Consider the following 22318-nt stretch of genomic DNA (forward strand, 5'->3'; position numbering starts at 1 on the left):
GGCCATCCTGGCCTCTGCCTTATGCGTATATGCAAAGATGCGGTCGCGCAAATGGCATCTACGGACAATATTCCTAAAATTCAGGGCGTTAACCGAAAACTCACGTCGAAAACGCGTGATTGCCATAGCGCGCCGCCGCGCTAATCTAGGGGCATGCAGCCGGTCATTCTCGTCGCCCATGGATCCCCGTCCGAGCCTGAAATTCAGGAGAAGGCTCTGTTTTCCTTGGCCAATAAGGTCTCGGAGGAGATGCCGGGCCGCAAGATAGACGCCGCGACCCTTGCAAAACCGGGATCGTTGGAGGCCGCCTTGGCGCGGCACGAAGATCCGGTGATCTATCCCTATTTCATGGCGCAGGGCTGGTTCACCAAGACCGAACTTCCGCGGCGGCTGGAGGCGGCGCGCTCGCAAGCGCGCCAGTTGGAGCCGTTTGGCGTCGACCCTGCGCTGCCCGATCTGCTGACCAGAGTGATCCTTGAGGCCCGCGCTTCGAAGGGAATCCCAGCCGACTCGCCGCTGATTCTCGTAGCACACGGGTCGAAAATATCGCGAAAATCGCGCAATTCGGTCTATGACATGGCCGAGACCTTGGGCCGCAATTCCGCGATGCCGGAGATTCATGTGGCCCTGATCGAAGAGCCCCCGTTCCTCGAAGACGTGGCCCGCGCGCACCCGGATGGCGTGTGTCTGCCCTTCTTCGCGCTGCGGGCGGGACATGTGACAGGCGATATTCCTGAGGCCTTGCAAGCCGCTAGCTATCGGGGGCGCCTTTTGCCCGAGATTGGGGCCCATCGTGAGGTTCCCGTCCTGATTGCACAGGCGATTTCGCGGGCCTGATCACGAACCTTCACGGACTCGTAGATTGTCACATAGCTGTTACATAATGTTTGCATAAGCGTCACCGAAGACCCCTAGGACCGCGCTGAGGCCACTCGACGGCCCAAATTTGAGAACACTGGGAGTGATCTATGAAATCGTTCAACCTCGCCGCCTCCGCGATCGCGATCGTTGCCGCTTCGGGCACCGCCGCTTTCGCGCGTGACAACATCCAGGTCGCCGGTTCCTCGACCGTGCTGCCCTACGCCTCCATCGTCGCCGAAGCTTTCGGTGAAAACTTCGATTATCCGACCCCGGTCGTGGAATCGGGCGGCTCCTCGGCTGGCCTGAAGCGCTTCTGCGAAGGCGTTGGCGAAAACACGATCGACGTCGCGAACGCTTCGCGCAAGATCAAGGACAAAGAAGTCGCGACCTGCGCCGACAACGGCGTCACCGACATCATGGAAGTCCGCATCGGCTATGACGGCATCGTCTTCGCATCGCAAAAAGACGGCCCGGCCTTCAACGCTTTCACCCCCTCGGACATCTTCAACGCGCTCGGCGCGAAGGTCCTGAAGGAAGGCGAAATCGTCGACAACAGCTACGCCAAGTGGAACGAGTTCAACTCGGACCTGCCGGAGGCCGACATCATCGCCTTCATCCCGGGCACCAAGCACGGCACCCGTGAAGTCTTCGAAGAGAAGGTTCTGGAAGCTGGCTGTGAAGCGACCGGCGCGAAAGAAGCCTTCATCGCTTCGGGCATGGACGAAAAAGCAGCCGGCAAGGCCTGCATGGAAGTCCGCACCGACGGCAAGGCTGTCGACATCGATGGCGACTACACCGAGACCCTCGCCCGCATCGGTTCCAACCCGAACGGCATCGGCGTCTTCGGTCTGGCGTTCTACGAGAACAACACCGACAAGCTGAAAGTCGCGACCATGTCGGGCGTCGAGCCCTCGACCGAGACCATCGCTTCGGGCGAGTATCCGGTGTCGCGTCCGCTCTACTTCTACGTCAAGAAAGCGCATATCGGCGTGATCCCCGGCCTGAAAGAATACGCTGAGTTCTTCGTCTCCGACGAGATCGCTGGCCCCGACGGCCCGCTCGCTCAGTACGGCCTCGTTGCCGACCCGGAACTGGCCAAGACCCAGGACGCCGTGGCGAACGAAGTGACCATGGGTTCGGGCTCGTAATCGAGACCGCTATCTTCAGGGGGCGGCTTATTTCGCTGCCCCCTTTTTCCTTTTTGGTTATTTTCAACTGGTGGGGCTGAAATGCCTGTTTTGTGGATCGTTGTGATCGTGGTCGTGCTGGCAGTCGTCGGCTTCGTGATGGGCCGTATGCGTGCGCTGCATTCGGCAGGCGAAGACCGACGGTCTCTGCACAGCCTGCCGAATTACTACGGCTTCAACGTCGCGATGTTCACCGCTGTGCCGGCGCTTCTTCTGCTGCTGGTCTGGATGGTGGCACAGCCGCTGATCGTGAATGCCCGCGTCTCGGCCGAGATCCCCGATGCGCTGCTGGACGGCTCGAACATGAGCCTCGAGATGTCCGATGTCCGGCGCGTGGCCGACGGTCTCGACACCGCAATTGCTCAAGGCGCGCTGAGCGCACGGCAAGCAGCGAATATCGATCTTCAGACCACGGACCTGCGCGAGGTTCTCGGCTCGGTCGGGGTCGCGCTCGGCTCCAGTGTCGATCCGGCGACGCTGAACGCGGCACAGACCTATCGCGGCATGACCTCGGTGGGCGATCTGGCGATGACGATACTGGTCCTGCTGACAGCCATCGCGGGCTTTGCCTTCGCCTACCTGCGCACGAACAAGGATTTCCGCGCCCGTAACACGGTCGAAAAGGGAGTGCGCGTTCTGCTGATCGCCGCCGCCTCCATCGCGATCCTGACGACGATCGGTATCGTTCTGTCGCTGGTCTTCAATACGATCGAATTCTTCCGCCTTTATCCGATCTCCGATTTCTTCCTCGGCACGACCTGGTCGCCGAGCTTCGGCGGCGGGTCGGAGCTGGGCATCCTGCCGCTTCTCTGGGGCACGCTCTACATCTCGCTCGTAGCGCTTCTGGTCGCAGTGCCGATCGGGCTGTTCGCCGCCGTCTACCTGTCGGAATACGCGACCAAATCGGTGCGGGGCATCGTGAAACCGCTGCTCGAAGTGCTCGCCGGGATCCCGACCATCGTCTACGGCCTTTTCGCCCTGCTGACCGTGGGCCCGTTCCTGCTCTCGATCTTCGGCGCGAATGGTCCGACCGCGGCGATGGCCGATGGCGGCTGGATGCATGCGGGCACGGCGGTGATGACCGCGGGTCTGGTGATGGGCATCATGCTGATCCCCTTCGTCTCCTCGCTGTCCGACGACATCATCAACGCAGTGCCGCAAAGCTTGCGCGACGGCTCCTATGGTCTCGGCGCGACGAAATCCGAAACGATCAAGCAGGTTATCCTGCCCGCAGCCCTGCCCGGCATCGTCGGCGCGGTGCTTCTCGCGACCTCGCGCGCCATTGGCGAGACGATGATCGTGGTGCTGGGCGCAGGCGCCGCCGCGCGGCTCAGCATGAACCCGTTCGACGCCATGACCACCGTCACCGCCAAGATCGTCTCGCAGCTGACCGGTGACGCCGATTTCGCCTCCCCCGAGGCGCTGGTCGCCTTCGCACTCGGCATGACGCTGTTCGTCCTGACGCTCGGGCTCAACATCTTCGCGCTCTACATCGTGCGCAAATACCGGGAGCAATACGAATGAGTGATGCGACCCAACACGGCGCAGGCCAACCCGCGACGCGTTCGCTGCATCATCTCGATGCGCGCACGAAACGCCGCAACGCCTCCGAGAAACGCTTCAAGGCACTCGGCATCGGCGCGATCGGGATCGGTCTCGCGTTCCTCGTGATCCTGCTGGTGACGATCGTCTCCAACGGCGCCACCGCGTTTCAGCAGACGTTTGTGGAAGTTCCGGTCTATCTGGACGCCGCGAAGCTCGACAAGAAGGGCAACCGCGATCCGGAGGATCTGAAGAAGGCGACCACCTTCACCTACAAGCCGCTGATCGAAAAAGGCCTGCTCGACGCGGTGGAGAAATCCGGCGCGACGACTGATCTCGCCAAGGCGAAGGACATGAAGAACCTGATCTCGGCCTCGGCTGCGAGCCAGGTGCGCGACACGGTGCTCGCCGACCCGTCGATCATCGGCACGACGGTGGATTTCAAGATCCTCGCCTCGTCGCGGGTGGACAGCTACCTCAAGGGCCGCGTGCATCGCGACGAGATCGCCAAGGACAAGAACATCACCGTGGCGCAGCTCGACCTCGTCGACCAGCTCCGCGACGCGGGCATCATCCACAAAGGTTTCAACTGGGCCTTCATCTTCGGCGCCGACGCCTCCGACAGCCGCGCCGAACAGGCCGGGATCGGGATCTCGATGCTGGGCTCGTTCTACATGATGCTGGTGGTGCTGGTGCTGGCCCTGCCGATCGGGGTCGCCGCCTCGATCTATCTGGAAGAATTCGCGCCGAAGAACCGCTTCACCGATCTGATCGAGGTGAATATCTCGAATCTCGCGGCGGTGCCCTCGATCGTCTTCGGTATCCTCGGCCTCGCGGTCTTCATTCAATTCGCGCATCTGCCGCAATCGGCCCCGCTGGTCGGTGGCCTCGTGCTGACGCTGATGACCCTGCCGACGATCATCATCTCGACCCGGGCCGCGCTGAAAGCCGTGCCGCCCTCGATCCGCGACGCCGCCCTCGGCGTTGGCGCCTCAAAAATGCAATCGGTCTTCCACCACGTTCTGCCGCTGGCGATGCCCGGCATCCTGACCGGGACGATCATTGGTCTGGCGCAGGCTCTGGGCGAGACCGCGCCGCTCCTGCTGATCGGGATGGTGGGCTATATCGCGACCAACTCGCCGGACGGGTTCTGGGACGGCTTCGTCTCGCCCAACTCGGCCATGCCCGCGCAGATCTACGAATGGGCCAAGCGCGCCGACCCGGCATTTTACGAACGCGCCTGGGGAGGTATCATCATTCTGCTGATCTTCCTTTTGGGCATGAACATCATCGCCATCATCCTGCGCCGCAAATTCGAGCGTCGTTGGTAAGGGAGCGCGAGAAATATGGAAGACATGAGCCTGACGGAGAGAGCCGTGACCACTGACGACATCAAGATCACCGCACGCAACGTGCAGGTCCATTACGGCGACACCCACGCGATCAAGGACGTCGATGTCGACATTCTCGACAAGACCGTCACCGCGTTCATCGGCCCGTCGGGCTGCGGGAAGTCGACCTTCCTGCGCTGCCTGAACCGGATGAACGACACGATCGATATCTGTCGCGTCGAGGGCGATATCAAACTCGACGGCGAAGACATCTACGACAAGCGCGTCGATCCGGTGCAGCTGCGCGCCAAGGTCGGCATGGTGTTCCAGAAACCGAACCCGTTCCCGAAGTCGATCTACGACAACGTGGCCTATGGGCCGAAAATCCACGGCCTGACGAAGAACAAGGCCGAGCTGGATCAGGTGGTCGAGGACTCGCTGCGCAAGGCCGCGCTGTGGAACGAGGTGAAAGATCGCCTGCACGCGCCCGGCACCGGGCTTTCGGGCGGTCAGCAGCAGCGCCTGTGCATCGCGCGCGCCGTGGCGACCTCGCCGGAAGTGCTGCTGATGGACGAGCCCTGCTCGGCACTCGACCCGATCGCGACCGCGCAGGTCGAGGAACTGATCGACGAGCTTCGCGCGAATTTCTCGGTGGTGATCGTGACGCACTCGATGCAGCAGGCCGCGCGCGTGAGTCAGAAGACCGCGTTCTTCCACCTCGGAAACCTCGTCGAGTACGACGACACTGACAAGATTTTCACCAACCCGTCCGACAGCCGGACGGAAAGCTACATTACCGGCCGTATCGGCTGAGGAGGCAAATAATCATGAGCGAGCACATTCTTTCCGCCTTCGACCGCGATCTCGAAGCGGTGCAGGCATTGGTCGTCAAAATGGGCGGTCTCGTCGAGGAGCAGATCCTTGAAAGCGCCCGCGCCCTCGAAGTGCGCGATCTCGAACTGGCCGAGCAGATCCGGGCCCGCGACCGTGCCGTCGACGAGCTGGAAGAGAAGATCAACGAAGAGGCCGCGCGCCTGATCGCACTGCGCGCCCCCGCCGCGCGCGACCTGCGCATGGCGCTCTCGGTCATCAAGATCTCGGCGAGCCTCGAGCGGGTCGGCGACTACGCGAAGAACATCGCCAAGCGCACGCAGGTTCTGTCCGACGGGCCGCAGATCAGCGGCACCGCAACCGCGATCCGCCGCATGGCGGGCACGACGGAGGCGATGCTGAAAGACGCGCTCGACGCCTATATCCAGCGCGACCCGAAATTGGCCGCCGATGTGCGCGAGCGCGATCTTGAAGTGGACCAGATGTATAACGCGCTGTTCCGCGAATTCCTGACCTACATGATGGAAGACCCGCGCAACATCACGCCCTGCATGCACCTGCATTTCATCGCCAAGAACATCGAGCGGATGGGCGACCATGCGACCACCATCGCCGAGCAGGTGATCTACCTCGTGACCGGCGAAATGCCGGAAGACGCGCGCCCGAAAAGCTCGAGCGTGGTTTGACGGAGACCTGAGAAATGTCGCCAGCCCAACAACCCTGTGTCCTTGTGGTTGAAGACGAAAACGCCCAGCGCGAAGTTCTCAGCTACAACCTCGAAGCCGAAGGGTTTCGCGTAGTGATGGCGGAGAACGGAGACGAGGGCCTCTTGTTCCTGAAGGAAGAGAAGCCCGATCTGATCGTGCTGGACTGGATGCTGCCCAATGTCTCCGGCATCGAGATTTGTCGCCGCGTTAAGGCCAATTCCGAGACCCGCAACATTCCTGTCATCATGCTCTCGGCACGCTCCGAAGAGGTGGACCGGGTGCGGGGCCTCGAGACCGGCGCGGACGACTACGTCGTGAAACCCTATTCGGTCGTCGAGCTGATGGCGCGCGTGCGCACCCAGCTGCGCCGCACGCGGCCCGCGACGATGGGCGAACGGCTGAGCTTCGAGGACATCATCCTCGATGCCGAGGAGCACCGCGTTTTCCGCAACGGCCAACCGCTGAAACTCGGGCCGACCGAGTTCCGGCTGCTCTCGACGATGATGGAAAAACCGGGCCGCGTCTGGACCCGCGATCAACTGCTCGACCGGGTCTGGGGCCGCGACATCTATGTCGACACCCGCACCATCGACGTCCATGTCGGGCGGCTGCGCAAGGCGCTGATGGCCAATGGCGGGGATGATCCGGTGCGCACGGTGCGCGGCACGGGCTACGCGCTGGGATAAAGCGAAACAGGCGCGCGGATCACCGCGCGCCTTTTCAATTCAGTCCTTCAGGCACAGCTTGCACGAAGCAAGCGCCGCCATGTTCAGGATGTCGTTCACCGTCGACGTGGTCGAACACAGCTGCACCGCGTGGCTCGTCCCGGTCAGGATCGGGCCGATCACGGTCGCGCCCGCCATCTCCTGCATCAGTTTCACAGAGATCGAGGCCGAATGGCGTGCCGGCACGACGAGGATATTGGCCGGGCCGGTCAGACGGCAGAACGGATAGTTCTTCATCTGATCCATGTTGAGCGCCACATCGACGGTCATCTCGCCATCATACTCGAAATCCGCCCCGCGCGCGTCGAGCACCTTCGGCGCGACATGCATCTTCGTGGCCCGCTCCGACACCGGATAGCCGAAGGTCGAGAAGGAGCAGAACGCCACGCGCGGTTCAAGGCCCAGACCCCGCGCCACATGCGCCCCCGCCGTCGCGATATCGGCCAGATCGTTCTCGTCGGGCCATTCATGCACCAGCGTATCGCCGATCAGCACCACGCGCCCCTTGTTAAGCAGGGCGGTAATACCGACCGCCCCATCCGAGGGCTTCGCGTCGATCACCTTGTTGATCAGTTCCAGCACATGCGCCGATTTCCGGGTCGCGCCCGTGACCATCGCGTCGCCATGCCCATGCACCAGCATCAGCGCCGCGAAGACATGCCGGTCGCGCGTCGCCAGCTTATGCGCATCCTCGCGGTCCACACCCTGCCGTTGCAGGCGCTTATACAGGAAGTCCTTGTAGGTCTCGGTATGCTTGGAATTGGCCGCATTCACCACGCGCAGCTCGCGATAGGCATCGCCCAAGCCTGCCGTTTCCAGCTTTTCTTTCACATCCTGCTCGCGGCCCACGACCAGCGCCTCGCCCATGCCGGAGCGCTGATAGGCCACGGCGGCGCGCAGCACCCGCTCGTCATCACCCTCGGCAAAGATCATCTTGGCCTGCGCCTGACGCGCGCGGCTCTGGATGCCCTGCAGGATCGACGCGGTCGGGTCCATCCGCGCTTTCAGGCTTTGCGCATAGCCTTCCATGTCGATGATCGGACGCCGCGCGACACCGGTATCCATCCCGGCTTTCGCGACCGCCGGCGGGATCACGTGGATCAGCCGCGGATCGAAGGGCGTCGGAATGATGTAATCGCGCCCGAAGCTGAGCTTGCGCCCATAGGCCATCGCGACCTCGTCGGGCACATCCTCGCGCGCCAGCTCCGCCAGGGCGTTGGCGCAGGCGATCTTCATCTCGTCATTGATCGCGCGGGCGTGGATGTCGAGCGCTCCGCGGAACAGGTAGGGGAAGCCGAGGACGTTGTTCACCTGGTTCGGATAGTCCGACCGCCCCGTCGCCACGATCGCATCGGGACGCACCGATTGCGCCTCTTCCGGCGTGATCTCCGGGTCCGGGTTCGCCATCGCGAAGATCACCGGATTGTCGGCCATCGACTGCACCATCTCGGGCGTCACCGCGCCCTTGGCCGACACGCCGAGGAACACATCCGCGCCCTCCATCGCCTCTTCGAGCGAGCGCGCATCGGTCACCGCCGCATGGGCCGATTTCCACTGGTTCATGCCCTCGGTGCGCCCCTGATAGATCACGCCCTTGGTGTCGCACATGATGCAATTGTCATGCTTCGCGCCCATCGCCTTCACAAGCTCCAGACAGGCGATGCCCGCAGCGCCCGCGCCGTTGAGCACGATCTTGCAGTCTTCGATCTTCTTGCCCGACAGCTCCAGCGCGTTGATCAGCCCCGCCGCACAGATCACCGCCGTGCCGTGCTGATCGTCGTGGAACACCGGGATGTCCATCAGCTCCTTGAGCCGCTGCTCGATGATGAAACATTCCGGCGCCTTGATATCCTCGAGGTTGATCCCCCCGAAGGTCGGCCCCATCAGTTTCACCGCGTTGATGATCTCGTCGGCGTCCTCGGTATCGAGCTCGATATCGATCGCGTTCACATCCGCGAAACGCTTGAAGAGGACCGCCTTGCCCTCCATCACCGGTTTCGAGGCCAGCGCCCCGAGATTTCCAAGCCCCAGAATGGCCGAGCCGTTCGAGATCACGGCGACCATGTTCCCCTTCACAGTGTAATCGTAGGCCAGTTCGGGATTCTCGGCGATTGCCTCCACCGGCACGGCAACGCCCGGGCTGTAGGCCAGCGACAGATCGCGCTGCGATGTCATGGGCTTCGACGCGGTGATGTCGTATTTCCCCGGATGCGGGTCGAGGTGATAGGCCAAGGCCTCCTCGGGCGTGATACGGTTCTTGCTGGGCATTGGGCCGGTGCTCCTCCTGCAGGTCCGAACCCGTTTAACGTCCCGTGATCCGCCACTCAACGGAATTGCGCCCGAATCCGGGGTTTTGTAGGGTCGCGCGACCAGCAAATGGGGGGCACATGGCCAAGCCGACCGTCACACCGATGATGGAACAGTATCTGGGGATCAAGGAGGCCAATCCGGGCGCGCTCCTGTTCTATCGGATGGGTGATTTCTACGAGATGTTCTTTCAGGACGCGGTGGATGCCGCGTCTGCCCTCGATATCGCGCTGACCAAGCGCGGTCAGCACATGGGCGAGGACATCGCGATGTGCGGCGTTCCCGTGCACGCGGCCGAGGGCTACCTGCTGACGCTGATCCGCAAAGGCTTCCGCGTGGCGATTGCCGAGCAGATGGAAGATCCCGCCGAGGCGAAGAAGCGCGGCTCGAAATCCGTCGTGAAACGCGATGTGGTGCGGCTGGTCACGCCCGGCACACTGACCGAGGAAAGCCTGCTGGAGGCGCGCCGCCACAACTTCCTCGCCGCTTGGGCCGAAGTGCGCGACGAGGCCGCGATTGCCTGGGTCGATATCTCCACCGGCGAGTTCCGCGTGACGCCCTGCCCGCTGTCACGGCTGGGCCCGGAGCTTGCCCGACTTGCGCCGCGTGAAGTGCTGGTCAGCGAGGCGAAAGAGGCCGATTGCGCCGAAATAGTCTCTGATATGCGCGCCGCGATGACGCCCTTGTCCCGCGCGAGCTTCGATAGTCAGGCCGCCGAGACGCGGCTTCTGTCGCTCTATTCGATCGGGTCGCTGGATGCGTTCGGCAGCTTCACCCGCGCCGAGATGGCCGCGATGGGCGCGATCGTCGATTACCTCGAGATCACGCAGAAAGGGAAACTGCCCCTGCTGCGCCGTCCCGTGCATGAAGACAGCGGCGCGGCGACGCAGATCGACGCCGCCACGCGCCGCAATCTGGAACTGACGCAGGCTCTGTCGGGCGGACGCGAGGGCTCGCTCCTCAACGCGATCGACCGCACGGTGACGGCAGGTGGCGCACGGCTTCTCGAACGCCGGATCTCCGCCCCGTCCCGGAACCTGACCGAGATCCACGCACGGCACGATTCTGTCCGTTTTCTGCTGGAACAGGGTCGATTTGCCGAAGATATCCGCGCCGATCTGAAGCGCTGCCCTGATATGGATCGCGCGCTGTCACGTCTCGCCCTCGACCGCGGCGGCCCGCGCGACATGGCCGCGATCCGCAACGGGTTGGAGCAGGCCGAGCGGATCGCCGAAGCGGTGTCCGCCGTCGAGGCCCCACCGCTTCTCGCCGAGGCAGCCAAGGCGCTCACGGGCCATGACGACCTCACCGCCCTTCTGGATGCGGCGCTCATTGCGGAGCCGCCGCTTCTCGCGCGCGATGGCGGCTTCATTGCGACGGGCTATGACGAGGATCTCGACCAGACGCGCCAACTGCGCGACGAAGGCCGCGGCGTGATCGCGAAGATGCAAGCGGAGTATATCGAGGCTACGGGCATCAATTCGCTGAAGATCAAGCACAACAACGTGCTGGGCTATTTCATCGAAACCACGGCCACCCATGCCGAGAAGATGCTCGCCCCGCCGCTGTCGGAACGCTTCATCCACCGCCAGACCACCGCGAACCAGGTGCGTTTCACGACCGTCGAACTCAGCGAGATCGAAACCCGAATTCTCAACGCCGGAAACCATGCGCTGGAGATCGAAAAAAGGCTCTATTCCAGCCTAAGACAGGCCATTCTCGACCGCGCGGGCCCGATCAACGAGGCCTCGCGCGCACTGGCCGAAATCGACCTCGCCAGCGCTTTCGCGACGCTCGCCCGCAACGAAGACTGGGCAGAACCCACCGTCGACGACAGCCACGCGTTCGAGATCGAGGGCGGTCGGCATCCGGTCGTCGAAGCCTCGCTGAAGAAATCCGGCGAGCCCTTCATCGCGAATGACTGCGAACTGACCGAGGGCGCGACGCCTGCGATCTGGCTGCTCACCGGTCCGAACATGGCCGGTAAATCGACCTTCCTGCGGCAGAACGCCCTGATTGCGCTACTCGCTCAGGCGGGCAGCTTCGTTCCGGCGAAATCCGCCCATATCGGGCTTGTGTCTCAACTCTTCAGCCGCGTCGGCGCGGCGGACGATCTGGCACGGGGCCGGTCGACCTTCATGGTCGAGATGGTCGAAACCGCCGCGATCCTCAATCAGGCCGACGACCGCGCTCTGGTGATCCTCGACGAGATCGGTCGCGGCACAGCGACCTATGACGGGCTCTCGATCGCTTGGGCGGTCATGGAACATCTGCACGCGTCCAACCGCTGCCGCGCGCTCTTCGCGACCCACTACCACGAGATGACCGCGCTTTCGGCCAAGCTCGACGGCGTCGAGAATGCGACCGTCGCGGTGAAGGAATGGGAAGGCGAAGTGATCTTCCTGCACGAGGTTCGCAAAGGCGCCGCCGACCGCTCCTACGGGGTTCAGGTCGCGCGCCTCGCCGGGCTTCCGCATTCCGTCGTGGAACGCGCCCGGATCGTGCTCGATGCGCTGGAGAAGGGCGAACGCGAAGGTGGTGGCAAGAAACAGGCGGTGATCGATGATCTTCCGCTGTTTTCAGTGTCTAACACACCGCAACCGGCCGCCGCGCCAGCAGGTCCGTCAGAATTGGAAGAGCGGCTGAAAGCCCTCATTCCAGACGACATGACACCGAAAGACGCGCTCGACGCCCTTTACGAGCTTCGCGCGCTTCTCACGGAGTGATCTTCGTTTTGAGGAAAATATCCCGGGGGTCTGGGGGCAGCGCCCCCAGCCTGTCCGATCAGGATTTCGGAGTGGAGCTGACGCCCACTTTCGCCGGCCGCAGAAGCCGGTCGTGGATCATGAAGCCGTTCTCCATGACCTGAATGATGTCGCCGGCCTTGGTGCCGGGTGCGGGCGCTTCGAACATCGCCTCATGCATCTGCGGGTCGAATTTCTCGCCGACCTCAGGCGCCACCGTGGTGATGCCGTGACGGGCGAACACGTTGAGCAATTCGCGCTGGGTCAGTTCGACCCCTTCGAGGAACGGCCCGGCCTGCGAACGAACGTCCTCATTCGCGGCTTCGAGCGCACGCGAGAGCGCGTCGAACACGGGCAGCATGTCGCGCGCCAGACGCGTCCCACCGTAATTCGAGGCTTCCTGACGCTCTTTGTCGGCACGTTTGCGCGCATTCTCGGCATCTGCCAGCGCGCGCATGAAACGGTCGCGATAATCGTCGCGCTCCGCACGCAATGCCTCGAGCTCGTCTTCCTCATGGGACAGCACATCCTCGAAGCTCTCGTCGATATGCGCCTGATCCTCGGCAATCTCGTCTTTTTTCTCGCTCATGCCATTCATCCTTTGCCCTGGCCGGAGATCATCCGCCCGACCAGTTGCGCTGTGTAGTCCACGATCGGCACGATGCGCCCGTAGTTGAGCCGGGTTGGCCCAATCACGCCCACCGCACCAATGATCTTTCGGTCAGCGTTCATATATGGAGAGACAACCAAAGAGGAACCCGAAAGAGAGAAAAGTTTGTTCTCAGAGCCAATAAAAATACGCACGCCCTCGCCATCCTCGGCCAGATCGAGGAATTCGGCGATGTCACGTTTCCGTTCGAGATCGTCGAACAGCGAGCGGATGCGGTCGAGATCATCTTCGGAGCCCAAAAGATTGGCACGACCACGCACGATCAGCCGCTCGTAGCGCTCGCCCTTGTTCTCCCAAGCGGCCAACCCGCTATCGATCAGCTCGGTCGCGAGCGAATCGATTTCGGTGCGATGGTTCGCGATCTGGCGTGCAATGTGACCGCGCAGTTCCGACAGCGTTTTCCCCTCCGCCATCGCGTTAAGGAAATTCGCGGCCTCCCGCATCGAGGACGGCGTCTGACCCAGCGGTGGCGTGAAGACGCGGTTTTCCACCTGACCGTCCGCGAAGACAAGAACCACCAGCGCCCGGTCGGGCGAGAGCGAGACGAATTCGATATGCCGGATCGGGGCCTCGTGTTTCGGCGTCAGCACGAGGCTCGCGCCCTGCGTCATTCCCGAAAGCGCGCTCGAAACCCGGTCCAACAAAGACCCTACATCGCCTGAATTCGCGCCCATCGTGGCATCGAGCGCCGCACGGTCCTCTTCGCCGAGATGGTTTACCTCCATCACCCCATCGACGAACAGCCGCAGACCCGTCTGGGTCGGCACGCGTCCGGCGGAGACATGGGGGCTGTCCAGAAGCCCGAGATATTCGAGATCCTGCATCACGTTGCGGATCGTCGCTGCGGACAGCTTCTCGTTCATCTCTCGGGTCAGGCTCCGCGAGCCCACGGGACCGCCAGTCGTGAGATAGCCTTCGACCACCCGGCGAAACACTTCGCGGGAGCGGTCGTTCAGTTCGGAAAGAATATCGTTCTGGTCACTCATCGCGCTTCATCCCTGCTGACTTAAAGCCGCGCGAAGCCGAAGGTCAATCACGGCACGGGGGTTGCATCGCTGCGCATGGGCGATCAAATGGGGTGAATTCATTAGAAAGGTCCCCACGATGCGCCCATCCGGCAGAGAGTTAAGTGAACTTCGCCCGATTTCAATCGAGACCGGGGTTACGAAACACGCAGAAGGGTCTTGCCTGATCAAAATGGGCGACACCCATGTGCTGTGCACCGCCACGATCGAAGACCGCGCGCCGTCTTTCCTCAAAGGTTCCGGCCTTGGCTGGGTGACGGCAGAATACGGCATGCTGCCGCGCGCGACCAACACGCGTAACCGTCGCGAGGCCGCGGCAGGCAAGCAGGGCGGAAGAACCGTTGAAATTCAACGCCTTATCGGTCGCGCCCTGCGCGCTGGCGTCGATCGTTCGGCGCTTGGCGAACGTCAGATCGTGGTCGATTGCGATGTGATCCAAGCCGATGGCGGCACGCGCTGCGCCTCGATCACCGGCGGTTGGGTCGCGCTGCGTCTCGCCACGAACAAGCTGCTGAAATCGGGCGCCTGCACTTCCGATCCGCTGCTCGATCATGTCGCGGCCCTGTCCTGCGGCATTTATGCGGGCCAGCCGGTCGCCGACCTCGACTATGCCGAAGATAGCGAAGCGGGCACCGACGGGAATTTCATCATGACCGGGCGCGGCAAGTTGATCGAAGTGCAGATGTCGGCCGAAGGCGCGACCTTCTCGCGCGAACAGATGGATCGGCTTCTCGATCTGGCCGAGGAAGGCGCCGCGAAGCTTGTCGAAATGCAGAAAGCCGCAGTCGAATGAGAAGCTTCACCGAAAAGAAGCTGCTGGTTGCGACCCATAACGCCGGAAAGCTCGAGGAGATCAAAGCGATCCTCGAGCCTTTCGGCGTCGAGGTCGTCGGCGCGAAGGAGATGAACCTCCCCGAGCCGGAAGAAACCGAGAGCACCTTCGTCGGCAATGCGCGGATCAAGGCCCATGCGGCGGCGAAAGCGACCGGCCTGCCCGCCTTGGCGGACGATTCTGGCATCGAAGTCGACTGTCTCGACGGTGCGCCCGGCGTTTACACGGCCGATTGGGCGACCACGCCCAACGGGCGCGACTTCACCATGGCGATGGAAAAGACCTGGAAGGCCTGCGACGAGATCGAAGCGGAGCTGCCGCGGACCGCGCGCTTCCGCTCTACCCTGGTTCTCGCCTGGCCCGACGGGCATGACGAGGTGTTCGACGGCCGTGTCGAAGGTCAGCTGGTTTGGCCGATGCGCGGTGCTTTGGGGCATGGCTATGACCCGATGTTCCAGCCCGATGGCTATGACCAGACCTTTGCGGAGATGGATGCCGCGAAAAAGAATGAGATTTCGCACCGTGCGGATGCTTTCCGCAAGTTCGTGACGATTTTCGACGCGAAATGACCGAGGATTGGCGGCACGGAGGGTTCGGCCTCTACCTTCACTGGCCGTTCTGTGCCGCCAAATGCCCCTACTGCGACTTCAATTCCCATGTCGCGACGGCCATCGACCAGAAACGATGGCTCTCTGCCTATCTCAGCGAACTCGACCGTTATGCGGCGCAGACGGAAGGCCGGATTTTGAACACGGTTTTCTTCGGCGGCGGCACACCCTCGCTGATGGATCCCGAGATCGTCGCCGCTATCATCGAGCGCATCCGCAGAAACTGGCAAACCAGCAACGATTTCGAGATCACCCTCGAAGCGAACCCCACAAGTGTCGAATCCAGGCGGTTTAGAGCCTTTTCCGAGGCTGGCGTGAACCGCGTCTCGATGGGGATGCAGGCGCTGAATGACGAGGATTTACGTCGTCTGGGCCGGATGCACTCGGTCGCGGAAGGCCAGAAAGCTTTCGACATCGCGCGCAAGCAATTCGAGCGTGTGAGCTTCGATCTGATCTACGCGCGCCAGCACCAGACGATCGAAGATTGGAAAGCAGAGCTGGATGAGGCGCTGAAAATGGCGGTCGACCATCTCTCGCTCTATCAGCTGACCATCGAACCCGGCACGGTATTCGGCGCGCGACACGATGCGGGCAAGCTGCGCGGCATTCCCGAGGACGATATCTCCGCCGAGATGTATTTCGCGACGCAGGAAATCTGCGAGAAGCACGGCCTGCCCGCCTACGAGATCTCGAACCACGCGCGCCCGGGCGCCGAGAGCCGGCACAACCTGATTTATTGGCGTTATGGCGACTACATCGGCATCGGTCCTGGTGCACATGGACGCCTGACTGAAAATGGTGTCCGCCACGCCACCGATACGCTCAAACAGCCCGGCGCCTGGCTCGCGCAGGTAGAAAAAACCGGTGCCGGAGAGAATGAGCGCGCCGCCCTGCCCCGCGAAGAGCAGGCAATCGAGTATCTTCTCTTCGCGCTGCGCCTGTCCGAAGGGCTCGAGATGGAACGGTTCAACACGATCTCGCGTTCACCGCTCGATGAGGCGACAATGCGCCATCTTGAGGATATCGGCATGGTTGAGAGAGAGAACGGATTTCTGCGCGCGACGGATCAAGGCCGTCCGGTCTTGAACGCCATCATTCGCGATCTCATCCCCTGATGCGCATCCTCTGGCTCACGCTTGGCATCATCTCGGCCGGGATCGGGATCATCGGGCTGTTTTTGCCACTCGTCCCGACCGTTCCGTTGATGCTTCTGGCGACGTTTTGCTTCGCGCGATCCTCTGATCGCCTCCACAACTGGATCATCACCCATCCGCGCTTCGGACCCCAGATCATCGACTGGCAGGAACGGCGTGCCATCGCGAAACGCGCGAAAATCGCGGCAACAGTGTCTGTTTTCGCGGCTTTCGGCCTATCTTTGGTCTTCCGGTTACCGGTCGAAATCCTGGCAATTCAGGGGATCACCCTGCTCGGCGTCCTGATTTTCATCTGGACGCGCCCGAATAGCTGATCAGCCGTTGCTGAGCATCTGGCAAAGCTTGTCGAGCTCCTCCAGATCGTCGTAAGCAATCGTAATCTTGCCGCTGCCGCTGCTGGTATGATCGATCGCAACCTTCATCCCGATCGTCGCGGACAAATCGCCCTCGAGCGCCCGCGTGTCAGCGTCTTTCTGCGGTTTCGGGCGCGCTTTGCGCTCGTCCCCGCCCTGCTGCTTCTTGGCCAACTTCTCGACGTCGCGAACCGAAAGCGTCTTCGCAACCGCCTGTTTCGCCAGGCTGACCGGATCTTCGGCGGTGATCATCGCCCGCGCATGACCGGCGGACAGCTTCCCCTCGCGCAGATAAACCTGAACTTCTTCGGGCAGCTGAAGCAGACGCATCAGATTCGCGATGTGGCTACGGCTTTTCGACAGCGCCTCGGCCAACTTTTCCTGCGTATGCCCGAAGCGGCTCATCAACTGCTTATAGGCAAGCGCCTCTTCGAGCGCGTTGAGATCGGCGCGCTGAATATTCTCGATGATCGCGACTTCCAGCACTTCCGTGTCGTTGAATTCGCGGATGATGACCGGAAGCTGATGCAGCTTGGCCATCTGCGACGCGCGCCACCGGCGCTCACCGGCAACGATCTCGTAATGATCGGGCTTGGTCGGGTGTTTGCGCACGATAAGCGGCTGAATCACGCCCTTTTCGCGGATTGAAGACGCCAGTTCTTCCAAAGCGGCCGGCTCGAAATCGCGACGCGGCTGATCGGGGTTCGGCTCGATCTTCTCGACCGGGACGTATTGCTCCGGACGACGCGGAGACGTCGTCGTCTCGGTCGGATTCAAATCAACATCCGCCATCAAAGCCGACAAACCACGCCCCAATCCACGCTTTTCGCGTTCCTTAGCCATTCTCACACCGCCTTTGCCAGTTCATGCCGCGACATCAATTCGCTGGCGAGATTCCGATAGGCCAACGCCCCGCGCGAGCTGCTGTCGTAGCTGAGCACCGGCATCGCGTAAGATGGCGCCTCAGAGACCCGCACATTCCTCGGGATCATCGTCCGGAACACCAACTCGCCCAAAGTTGCGCGCGCATCCGCCTCCACCTGCTGCGAGAGATTGTTCCGCACGTCATACATCGTGAGAACGACTCCCTCGATTCGCAGGTTACGATTCGCGCTCAGACGTATTTCCCGGATCGTCAGCATCAGCTGCGAAAGCCCTTCGAGCGCGAAGAATTCCGCCTGCAGCGGCACTAGGACCGAATGCGACGCAACCATCGCGTTGATCGTCAGAAGGCTCAACGACGGCGGGCAGTCGATCAAGATATAGTCGAAGCCATAGCTATCAACATCTGGATGTCGTAGCGCGTCATGCAGAAGGAAGCTGCGCTTTTCGGTCGAGACAAGCTCCATATCCGCCGAAGACAGGTCCGTCGTCGCCGGGCACAGGTAAAGACCGTCGATTTCAGTCTTGTGCAAAACCGAGGAAACCGGCGCGTCTTCGATCAGCAGATCGTAGGTTGTCAGCTCGCGATCATCGGGCTCAATCCCGAGGCCCGTCGACGCATTCCCCTGCGGATCGAGATCGATCAAAAGAACCTTACGCCCGGCTTCCACCAGCCCTGCAGCAAGGTTGATCGCCGTCGTCGTCTTCCCCACGCCGCCTTTCTGGTTCGCAATCGCAATGATTTTCGGTTCATTTGCGCGAATTGGATCAGACACGCTCGGCTCCGTGGATTTTCAGGACAACACTGTTTGGATCGCTGAGGCTTTCGATCGCCTCGTAGTCAAAGGACCAGCTTTCCTTCGCCTGCGCAAGTTCTTCCTGCCAGCGCGCACCCTTCGGGAAGATTGCGATGCCGGAGGGTTTCAGATGCCGGGCACTGAATTCTAGTAGTTTCGGCAGGTTTGCGAGCGCCCGGGCCGAGACGACATCGGCCTTCAGCGGCGCAATTTCTTCGATTCGCTGTGCAAGAACGCGGATATTGAGGGACAGCTCCCGTGTGACCGTCGAGAGAAAAGCCGATTTTCGCAGATCCGATTCGACCAAAATGACTTGGCGTTCTGGCGCCTTTTCCGCCGACAGAATCGCAATCACCAAACCCGGAAAGCCGCCCCCTGCCCCGAAATCCGCCCAAATCCGCGCATCTTCGGGCGCCATCGCGAATATCTGGGCCGAATCGAGGAAGTGACGCGACCACATATCCTCCAAAGTCGACTTCGCGACGAGGTTAATCGCGGGATTCCACTTCTTGAGCAGCGCCTCATAGGCAAACAGCTTATCCAATGTTTCACGTGAAACATCGAATCGCTCAGCGAACTCTTCAGCTTCAGGCGCCGTCATGCAGAGCGTGCCCGCTTCGACTGCCGCAAACGCGCCAAGATCAAAGTCAGTGCCGCAGGCGTCACGCCGTCGACACGCCCCGCCTGCCCCAAAGTTTTCGGCATCGCGCGCTTAAGTTTACCCTTCAACTCGTTCGAGAGCCCCTGCAGCGAATCGAAATCGAAATCTTCGGGAATTTCCCACCCCTCATCGCGCTTAAGGGAAGCCGCGTCGACCTCCTGACGCGCAACGTAATTCGCATAGAGCGCATCGATCGACAGCTGCCGCGCGGTCTCATCGGAGAGATCCTGCAATTCCGGCAGCGCTTCTTGCAGCGCGGGCATCGTGATATCGGGGAAAGACAGCAAATCGAAAGCGGTCCGCCGCGTCCCGTCCTCGTTCACCTTAAAGCCCTTCGCCTTGGCTTCCTTTGGTGTCAGCGAGATCGACTGCAGCAACGCCCGCCCTGCGGTCAGATCTGCGGATTTCTCTTCGAACAGAACGCGGCGCGCCTCGCCGACGCAGCCGATCTCGATCCCCATGCCCGTCAGGCGCTGGTCGGCATTGTCGGCCCGCAGCGACAGACGGAACTCGGCCCGCGAGGTAAACATGCGGTAAGGTTCGGTTACCCCGCGCGAGGTCAGATCGTCGATCATCACGCCGATATAGCTCGACGTCCGGCTGAAATGCACCGGTGCGCCCGCCTTCGCAGAGGATGCTGCATTCAAGCCAGCGACGAGGCCTTGAGCTGCGGCCTCCTCATATCCTGTGGTCCCGTTGATCTGACCCGCAAGATATAGGCCAGGGACGGCACGCAACTGCAGCGTCGCGTCCAGCGCGCGCGGATCGACATAGTCATATTCGATCGCGTAACCGGGCTGCAGGATCTTCGCCTCTTCCAACCCGAAAATCGAATGGACGTAATCTTCCTGAACATCCACCGGCAGCGAGGTGGAAATCCCGTTCGGATAGACCGTGTCGTCGTCCAGGCCTTCGGGCTCAAGGAAAATCTGATGCGAGTCCTTATCCGCGAAGCGCACGACCTTGTCTTCGATCGACGGGCAATAGCGGGGCCCCACCCCGGAAATGTGACCGCCATACATCGCGGAGCGGTCAAGGTTGCCCCGGATGATGTCATGAGTCCGCCCATTCGTATGGGTGATCCCGCAAGAAATCTGCCGCACCTCGGGGGTCCGGTTCAGGAAGGAAAACATCACCGGGTCGTCATCGCCGGGCTGGGTCTCCAGCTTGTCCCAGGCAATCGTCTTCCCATCCAGCCGCGGCGGCGTACCCGTTTTCAGGCGCCCCATCGGCAGATCCATCGCGTAAAGCCGCTCGGCCAAGGCGCGCGAGGGCCGATCCCCGATGCGGCCACCCGGACGCTGTTGATCGCCGATATGGATTACGCCATTCAGGAATGTTCCAGACGTCAGGATCGCCGACTGACAGCTCAGCGTCACACCGTCGGCCAGCACCACACCGGTGACCCGACCGCCTTCGACGCGCAGATCGGTCACCTCGCCCTCGACCACCTCGAGGTTAGGCTGCGCCGCTGTCATACGCTGGGCAGCCTCGCGGTAGAGTTTGCGATCCGCCTGAGCGCGCGGGCCTTGCACGGCGGGGCCTTTACGTCGGTTAAGAAGGCGAAATTGGATACCCGCAGCGTCGGCCAACCGCCCCATCACGCCATCCAGGGCGTCGATCTCGCGAACCAAATGGCCTTTACCAAGCCCACCGATCGCCGGATTGCACGACATTACCCCGATCGCATCCGCGCGAAGCGTCACCAAAGCCACCTGCGCACCCATCCGGGCCGCCGCGTGGGCTGCCTCGGTTCCGGCGTGCCCGCCTCCGATTACGATGACGTCGTAATGTTTCACGTGAAACACTCCTTACTTTCCGATGCAGAAGCTCGAGAAAATTTCGTCCAACAGGTTCTCGACATCCACCCGACCGAGCAACGCTTCGAGCGCCCAAGCCGCCTGGCGCAGTGATTCCGCTGCCAGCTCGCTTCGGTCGGACCCGCGCAATACCTCATCTCGCGCCGATTCCAAAGCCCCGAATGCGCGCTGCATCGCAACCCTGTGCCGTTCGCGCGTCATTACGCCGGCGCCTTCGCCAAGCCCCGACAGACGTTCTTCGATCGCAGCGAGCAATTCGCCAAGCCCGGCCCCCGTTTTCCCGGAGACGTTCAACCCATCATGCGCAGCGATATCGGCTTTACCATGCACCACCAGATCGCCCGGCTCCGGTGCGATCAGCGGGACTTCCTCGCCGTCGAGCAGGAAAACACGCAGATCGGATTGTCGCGCGCGGTCGAGTGCCCGTTCCACCCCGATCGCTTCGACGACATCGTCGGTTTCGCGAAGCCCAGCGGTATCGAGCAAGGTCACCGCCTGCCCGCCGATCTCCATTCGGACCTCGATGACGTCGCGCGTCGTGCCTGCGAATTCGGAGGTGATCGCCGCTTCGCGCCCCGCGAGCGCGTTAAGCAAGGTTGATTTCCCGGCATTCGGCCGCCCGACTATCGCGACCTCGAACCCTTCGCGAATACGCTCCGCCGCGCCAAGACGGCGCAATTCATCGCGAATTCCGGAGCTGACCGCGTCGATCAGCTCCAGCACCTCAGGCGAAACATCGACCGGAACTTCTTCGTCCGCGAAGTCGATCGTGGCTTCGATCAACGCCCCTGCGCGGATCAGCTTTGCGCGCCAATCCTCGACCAGAGCGCCAACCGCGCCCGAGAGAACCTTCAATGCCTGCTTGCGCTGCGCCTCGGTTTCCGCCTCGATCAGATCGGAGAGCCCTTCGACCTGCGCCAGATCGAGCCGCTCGTTTTCCAACGCCCGCCGGGTGAATTCACCAGGTTCCGCAAGCCGCAACCCGTTGATCTGACCAAGCGCGCGCAGCACGGCGGACACCGTCGCAATCGCGCCGTGGATATGCAGTTCCGCGACCTCTTCGCCGGTAAAGCTGGCCCCGCGCTCGAAACACAGCACCACCGCCTCGTCGAGTTCCTCACCCGCGAGCCGCAACCGCCGCAGGCCGGCAACGCGCGGTTCCGGCAGGGTCCCTGCCAAGTTCCGCGCCGCCTGCCACGCCAGCGGTCCTGAAATACGAATGACGGCCACGCCCGCTTTTCCGCGGGCCGTGGCCAGTGCATAGATCGTGTCCATAGCAAT

At 62.1% G+C, this 22318-nt stretch carries 20 protein-coding genes; 12 read left to right on the plus strand and 8 right to left on the minus strand.

The genetic code is table 11. From position 1 onward, the window contains the following. The first annotated feature begins 153 nt into the window (after positions 1–153). The 7 genes from B3D39_RS04365 (at position 154) to phoB (ending at position 7145) form a co-directional block, all read left to right on the plus strand. Positions 154–837, plus strand: a complete 684-nt coding sequence (locus B3D39_RS04365; protein WP_274962625.1) for a sirohydrochlorin chelatase — start codon at positions 154–156, stop codon at positions 835–837. Positions 838–968: 131 nt separating this feature from the next. Continuing rightward, on the plus strand, positions 969–2009 hold the full coding sequence (locus B3D39_RS04370) for a PstS family phosphate ABC transporter substrate-binding protein (protein WP_274962626.1): 1041 nt from the start codon (positions 969–971) through the stop codon (positions 2007–2009). Between the two features lie 81 nt (positions 2010–2090). Continuing rightward, entirely contained in the window at positions 2091–3572 is a 1482-nt protein-coding gene (gene pstC, locus B3D39_RS04375) for a phosphate ABC transporter permease subunit PstC (protein WP_286789415.1), read from the plus strand. After that, the gene (gene pstA / locus B3D39_RS04380; RefSeq protein WP_274963868.1) at positions 3569–4921 is read left to right on the plus strand and encodes a phosphate ABC transporter permease PstA; all 1353 of its coding nucleotides are present in this window, start codon (positions 3569–3571) and stop codon (positions 4919–4921) included. Before pstC ends, pstA begins: the two co-directional genes overlap by 4 nt. A 15-nt stretch (positions 4922–4936) precedes the next feature. Further along, a complete protein-coding gene (pstB, locus tag B3D39_RS04385; protein WP_078522679.1) occupies positions 4937–5734 on the plus strand; it encodes a phosphate ABC transporter ATP-binding protein PstB in 798 nt (265 codons plus the stop codon). Positions 5735–5748: 14 nt separating this feature from the next. After that, the gene (phoU, locus tag B3D39_RS04390) at positions 5749–6438 is read left to right on the plus strand and encodes a phosphate signaling complex protein PhoU (protein ID WP_274963867.1); all 690 of its coding nucleotides are present in this window, start codon (positions 5749–5751) and stop codon (positions 6436–6438) included. 14 nt (positions 6439–6452) lie between these two features. Then, on the plus strand, positions 6453–7145 hold the full coding sequence (gene phoB, locus B3D39_RS04395; protein ID WP_078522678.1) for a phosphate regulon transcriptional regulator PhoB: 693 nt from the start codon (positions 6453–6455) through the stop codon (positions 7143–7145). 39 nt (positions 7146–7184) lie between these two features. On the opposite strand, the gene B3D39_RS04400 is transcribed toward phoB, so the two are convergent. Then, a complete protein-coding gene (locus tag B3D39_RS04400; protein WP_286789416.1) occupies positions 7185–9452 on the minus strand; it encodes an NADP-dependent malic enzyme in 2268 nt (755 codons plus the stop codon). 119 nt (positions 9453–9571) lie between these two features. On the opposite strand from B3D39_RS04400, the gene mutS reads away from it, so the two are divergent. Further along, a complete protein-coding gene (mutS, locus tag B3D39_RS04405; protein WP_274962532.1) occupies positions 9572–12217 on the plus strand; it encodes a DNA mismatch repair protein MutS in 2646 nt (881 codons plus the stop codon). Positions 12218–12275: 58 nt separating this feature from the next. Here mutS and B3D39_RS04410 read toward each other — a convergent pair whose 3' ends face one another. Next, positions 12276–12824: a nucleotide exchange factor GrpE gene (locus B3D39_RS04410; protein WP_078522675.1), complete on the minus strand. Its 549-nt coding sequence runs from the start codon at positions 12822–12824 to the stop codon at positions 12276–12278. Between the two features lie 5 nt (positions 12825–12829). After that, entirely contained in the window at positions 12830–13891 is a 1062-nt protein-coding gene (gene hrcA, locus B3D39_RS04415) for a heat-inducible transcriptional repressor HrcA (RefSeq protein ID WP_078541489.1), read from the minus strand. A gap of 118 nt (positions 13892–14009) precedes the next feature. On the opposite strand from hrcA, the gene rph reads away from it, so the two are divergent. Genes rph through B3D39_RS04435 form a run of 4 tightly spaced genes read left to right on the plus strand, consistent with a single transcriptional unit; the run spans position 14010 to position 16838 of the window. After that, on the plus strand, positions 14010–14723 hold the full coding sequence (gene rph / locus B3D39_RS04420; RefSeq protein WP_078541490.1) for a ribonuclease PH: 714 nt from the start codon (positions 14010–14012) through the stop codon (positions 14721–14723). Continuing rightward, positions 14720–15331 carry an RdgB/HAM1 family non-canonical purine NTP pyrophosphatase gene (gene rdgB / locus B3D39_RS04425; RefSeq protein WP_274962531.1) on the plus strand — a complete coding sequence of 204 codons (612 nt, stop codon included), beginning with the start codon at positions 14720–14722 and terminating at the stop codon, positions 15329–15331. The genes rph and rdgB overlap by 4 nt, the downstream gene beginning before the upstream one ends. Next, complete coding sequence (hemW, locus tag B3D39_RS04430) at positions 15328–16485, plus strand: radical SAM family heme chaperone HemW (protein ID WP_274962530.1); 1158 nt, start codon at positions 15328–15330, stop codon at positions 16483–16485. The genes rdgB and hemW overlap by 4 nt, the downstream gene beginning before the upstream one ends. Continuing rightward, positions 16485–16838, plus strand: coding sequence for a YbaN family protein (locus tag B3D39_RS04435; protein WP_078551026.1), 354 nt, complete (start codon positions 16485–16487; stop codon positions 16836–16838). The genes hemW and B3D39_RS04435 overlap by 1 nt, the downstream gene beginning before the upstream one ends. Here B3D39_RS04435 and B3D39_RS04440 read toward each other — a convergent pair whose 3' ends face one another. The 5 genes from B3D39_RS04440 to mnmE are packed head-to-tail and all read right to left on the minus strand — an operon-like array spanning position 16839 to position 22312. After that, positions 16839–17720 (minus strand): ParB/RepB/Spo0J family partition protein, encoded by an 882-nt coding sequence (locus B3D39_RS04440; protein WP_274962529.1) that lies wholly within the window; start codon positions 17718–17720, stop codon positions 16839–16841. It abuts the gene before it with no gap. 2 nt (positions 17721–17722) lie between these two features. Then, positions 17723–18535 (minus strand): ParA family protein, encoded by an 813-nt coding sequence (locus B3D39_RS04445; protein WP_078522668.1) that lies wholly within the window; start codon positions 18533–18535, stop codon positions 17723–17725. Further along, entirely contained in the window at positions 18528–19157 is a 630-nt protein-coding gene (gene rsmG / locus B3D39_RS04450) for a 16S rRNA (guanine(527)-N(7))-methyltransferase RsmG (protein ID WP_274962528.1), read from the minus strand. Before rsmG ends, B3D39_RS04445 begins: the two co-directional genes overlap by 8 nt. Next, entirely contained in the window at positions 19154–21016 is a 1863-nt protein-coding gene (gene mnmG / locus B3D39_RS04455; protein ID WP_274962527.1) for a tRNA uridine-5-carboxymethylaminomethyl(34) synthesis enzyme MnmG, read from the minus strand. Before mnmG ends, rsmG begins: the two co-directional genes overlap by 4 nt. A 12-nt stretch (positions 21017–21028) precedes the next feature. Then, positions 21029–22312 carry a tRNA uridine-5-carboxymethylaminomethyl(34) synthesis GTPase MnmE gene (gene mnmE / locus B3D39_RS04460; protein WP_274962526.1) on the minus strand — a complete coding sequence of 428 codons (1284 nt, stop codon included), beginning with the start codon at positions 22310–22312 and terminating at the stop codon, positions 21029–21031. Positions 22313–22318: the final 6 nt, after the last annotated feature.

This window comes from Thioclava sp. UBA3469 (genome assembly GCF_002378135.1).
GTDB classification, from domain to species: Bacteria; Pseudomonadota; Alphaproteobacteria; order Rhodobacterales; family Rhodobacteraceae; genus Thioclava; species Thioclava sediminum.

Bases quoted from the DNA above. Each gene is read 5' to 3' on its own strand.
- B3D39_RS04400 (WP_286789416.1), bottom strand. From the start codon at position 9,452: ATGCCCAGCAAGAACCGTATCACGCCCGAGGAGGCCTTGGCCTATCAC.
- phoU (WP_274963867.1), top strand. From the start codon at position 5,749: ATGAGCGAGCACATTCTTTCCGCCTTCGACCGCGATCTCGAAGCGGTG.
- mutS (WP_274962532.1), top strand. From the start codon at position 9,572: ATGGCCAAGCCGACCGTCACACCGATGATGGAACAGTATCTGGGGATC.
- B3D39_RS04435 (WP_078551026.1), top strand. From the start codon at position 16,485: ATGCGCATCCTCTGGCTCACGCTTGGCATCATCTCGGCCGGGATCGGG.
- hrcA (WP_078541489.1), bottom strand. From the start codon at position 13,891: ATGAGTGACCAGAACGATATTCTTTCCGAACTGAACGACCGCTCCCGC.
- rdgB (WP_274962531.1), top strand. From the start codon at position 14,720: ATGAGAAGCTTCACCGAAAAGAAGCTGCTGGTTGCGACCCATAACGCC.
- mnmE (WP_274962526.1), bottom strand. From the start codon at position 22,312: ATGGACACGATCTATGCACTGGCCACGGCCCGCGGAAAAGCGGGCGTG.
- B3D39_RS04410 (WP_078522675.1), bottom strand. From the start codon at position 12,824: ATGAGCGAGAAAAAAGACGAGATTGCCGAGGATCAGGCGCATATCGAC.
- hemW (WP_274962530.1), top strand. From the start codon at position 15,328: ATGACCGAGGATTGGCGGCACGGAGGGTTCGGCCTCTACCTTCACTGG.
- B3D39_RS04365 (WP_274962625.1), top strand. From the start codon at position 154: ATGCAGCCGGTCATTCTCGTCGCCCATGGATCCCCGTCCGAGCCTGAA.
- rsmG (WP_274962528.1), bottom strand. From the start codon at position 19,157: ATGACGGCGCCTGAAGCTGAAGAGTTCGCTGAGCGATTCGATGTTTCA.
- B3D39_RS04370 (WP_274962626.1), top strand. From the start codon at position 969: ATGAAATCGTTCAACCTCGCCGCCTCCGCGATCGCGATCGTTGCCGCT.
- pstA (WP_274963868.1), top strand. From the start codon at position 3,569: ATGAGTGATGCGACCCAACACGGCGCAGGCCAACCCGCGACGCGTTCG.
- phoB (WP_078522678.1), top strand. From the start codon at position 6,453: ATGTCGCCAGCCCAACAACCCTGTGTCCTTGTGGTTGAAGACGAAAAC.
- B3D39_RS04440 (WP_274962529.1), bottom strand. From the start codon at position 17,720: ATGGCTAAGGAACGCGAAAAGCGTGGATTGGGGCGTGGTTTGTCGGCT.
- pstC (WP_286789415.1), top strand. From the start codon at position 2,091: ATGCCTGTTTTGTGGATCGTTGTGATCGTGGTCGTGCTGGCAGTCGTC.
- rph (WP_078541490.1), top strand. From the start codon at position 14,010: ATGCGCCCATCCGGCAGAGAGTTAAGTGAACTTCGCCCGATTTCAATC.
- pstB (WP_078522679.1), top strand. From the start codon at position 4,937: ATGGAAGACATGAGCCTGACGGAGAGAGCCGTGACCACTGACGACATC.